General features: G+C 77.2%; 1 protein-coding gene. It reads right to left on the reverse strand.

Annotated elements, in window-relative coordinates:
- Window positions 1-2129 (reverse strand): SDR family NAD(P)-dependent oxidoreductase (locus tag ACSNOC_RS27555; protein ID WP_436750297.1); only part of this gene is annotated, 2129 nt, incomplete at both ends.

Raw genomic sequence — 2129 nt, forward strand, 5'->3', positions numbered from 1 at the left:
GGGGCGGGCACGGGGGTGTGGCCGAGGCGGGTGAGGACGCGCTGGGCGACGTCCGACAGGTTGGTGGCGCTGGTCAGCTCCATGAGGTGGATCTCGCAGCCGAACCGGTTGCTGAGGTGGGCGGCGAACTCGGCGGCCATCAGCGAGTCCAGGCCCATGGCGTCGAGGCGCCGGCCGGGGTCGATGCGGTCGGGTGTCGTCTGGAGGACCTGGGCGAGCACGTCGGCCAGCGCCTCGGTCACCAGCCGCAGCGCCTCCTGGCCGGTGGCGCCGGTCAGGGCGTCCCGCAGGCGGGCGGCGGCCTCGGTGTCCTCCCGCTCGGGCAGGAGCCCGGCGGTGCGGGGCGCGGCGAGCCGGGGCAGCAGCACGTGCGCCCGGTCCCACTCGAAGTGGCCGACGGCGGCGACGGCCGGCCCGGGCCCCGCGAGCAGGCGGTCGAGCGCGGCCAGGGCGTCGTCGGCGGCGAGCGCTCCGAAGCCGTGACCGGCCAGCTCCTCGGTGCGGCCGGAGCGGTGCACGTACCCGGTGTCGGCGATCGAGCCCCACTGCACGGCGAGGGCCGGCAGCCCGTGGCGGCGGCGGTCGCGGACCAGGGCCTCCAGCGCGATGTTGGCGGCGACGTACGGGCTCTGCCGCAGGTTGCCCACCAGGGCGGCGCCGGAGCTGTGGACGACGAAGAAGTCCAGCGGGCGGTCGCGGGTCAGCTCGTCCAGCAGCCGGCCCGCCGCCAGCTTCGGCGCCAGCACGGCCCGCACCCGGTCCGGCGTCAGCTCGGCCAGCGGGGCGTCGTCCAGGACCATCGCGGCGTGCACGACCCCGGCCAGCCGCCGGCCGGTGGCGTCGAGGTCCGCCAGGATCGCCCGCAGCGCTTTCCGGTCGGCGGCGTCCGCCGCGTACGCCCTGACCTGGGCTCCGGCGGCGCGCAGGTCGGCCAGGAGGCCGGGGGCCTCCGGCGCGGCGGGACCGCGGCGGCTGAGGAGGACGAGGTGGCGGGCGCCGCGGTCCACCAGGTGCCGGGCCGTCGCCGCGCCCAGACCGCCGAGGCCGCCGGTGATCAGATAGGCGGCGTCCGGGTCCGGGCGCGGGGGCACCGGGGGCCGCCGCAGCGGGACGCCCTCGTCGAAGGTGACCACGACCTTGCCGACGTGGCGCGAGTGCTGGAGACAGGCGAACGCCTCCTCGATGCGGTGGGCGGGATAGGCGCGGTGCGGCAGCGGCCGGTAGGTGCCGTGCCGCACGGCCTCGGTGATGGCCTTCAGGTGCGCGTCCGCGAGGTCGGGGACGTGGTCGAGCAGGGCGGAGACGTCGACGCCGAAGAAGGCGAGGTTCCGGTCGAAGGGGGCCGAGGGCAGCGGGGTGTCGGTGAGGAAGTCCCGCTTGCCCAGCTCGACGAACCGGCCGTGCGGCCTGACCAGCCCGAGGCTGCGCCGCAGGGCCTCGCCCGCCAGGGAGTTGAGCACGACGTCCACGCCTTCGCCGCCGGTCAGGTCGGCGACCCGCTCGGCGAAGCGCAGGCCGCGCGAGTCCAGCACGTGGTCGACGCCCAGCAGGCGCAGCAGGTCGCGCTTGGCGGGGCTGCCGGCGGTGGCGATGACGCGGGCGCCGACGTGCTGGGCGTACTGCACGGCGGCCAGGCCCACGCCACCGGCCGCGCCGTGCACGAGGAGGGTCTCCCCGGCGGTGAGACGGGCCAGGTGGTGCAGGCTGTGGTGGACGGTGAGGAACGCCACGGGCAGCGTGGCGGCCTCGCCGAAGGTCATGGCGGGGGGCAGCGGCACGACGTGGTCGGCGCGGGCCAGGGCGTGGGAGCCGAGGCAGCCCAGCGTCACGCAGGCCACGCGGTCCCCGGGGGCCAGGTGCGCGACGCCGGGGCCGACGGCGGTCACGGTGCCCGCGCACTCCAGGCCGACGGAGGCCGTGTCGGGGCGGCGGCCGATCTCGGGCGGCGGCACCAGGCCGGTGGCGGTGGTGATGTCGCGGTAGTTGAGCGCCGCCGCGGCGACCCGTACGAGGATCTCGCCGGGTCCCGGCTCGGGCGCGGCGGTGGGGCGCCAGTCCAGGCGGTAGCGCAGCCCGGGGTCGCTGAGACGGAGGGTGTAGGGGGTGGGATCCGTGTCATCCCTGTCTCT

The sequence above is a fragment of the Streptomyces sp. URMC 129 genome (genome assembly GCF_051386415.1).
GTDB lineage: Bacteria > Actinomycetota > Actinomycetes > Streptomycetales > Streptomycetaceae > Streptomyces.